The sequence below is a fragment of the Puniceibacterium confluentis genome (genome assembly GCF_007923445.1).
In the GTDB taxonomy this organism is placed as follows: Bacteria; Pseudomonadota; Alphaproteobacteria; order Rhodobacterales; family Rhodobacteraceae; genus Puniceibacterium; species Puniceibacterium confluentis.
On record NZ_VOJI01000107.1, the window covers coordinates 1 to 599 of the forward strand.

At 48.6% G+C, this 599-nt stretch carries 1 protein-coding gene; it reads right to left on the reverse strand.

Annotated features, from left to right (window positions below; all coding sequences use genetic code 11):
- Nucleotides 1–521: hypothetical protein (locus tag FOY53_RS24260; RefSeq protein WP_146592543.1), on the reverse strand; the 521-nt coding region annotated here is incomplete at its 3' end.
- Between the last annotated feature and the right edge of the window lie 78 nt (nucleotides 522–599).

Sequence of the window (599 nt, forward strand, 5' to 3'; positions counted from 1 at the left end):
AAATGAAATACAGATATACGGCTGAGTCCGCTTCTGGACTGTAAGCTGAGCAGCAAATCGCGGATACTGTCCTCTACAGCAGGTAGCTTGGGCTTCATGCTTGCACTTGCATCAATGAGTAAAGCAATTTCCAGAGGGCTTGTTTCTGTCAATTCATCCATTACCTCAACTACCTGGGCTCGTTTGGCCGGAGGCAGTTCACCGATATGCCGGGCACCGCCCTCACCCAAAATGTGCGTTAACTCTCTATTAACCGCCTGCTGAATCGTTTGAACCACTGTTTTGCGCGTCATCATCTGCATGGTTTGCGCTAACTGCTTCGTACCGACGATTTGGCTAAACCCTCCCCCTGCTTTAGCAATTTCCTGAATCTCTGCGCTCCCAAGCTCGCCGATGGTTCCGTAGTCTATGACTCCAGCGACGTTCACTGTAATTCCCTCCCGTAAAGCTTGGGCAGCCGCCATAACTGGGCTAACACCTACGTTAGAGCATCCATCTGTAATGATCAAAATTTGCTTCATCGCTTTTTGACCTCCGCTTCCTCTTAATCTATTCCGATAGATTCTATCTTTGCCTAATCCGGAACGATTCAAACGAAG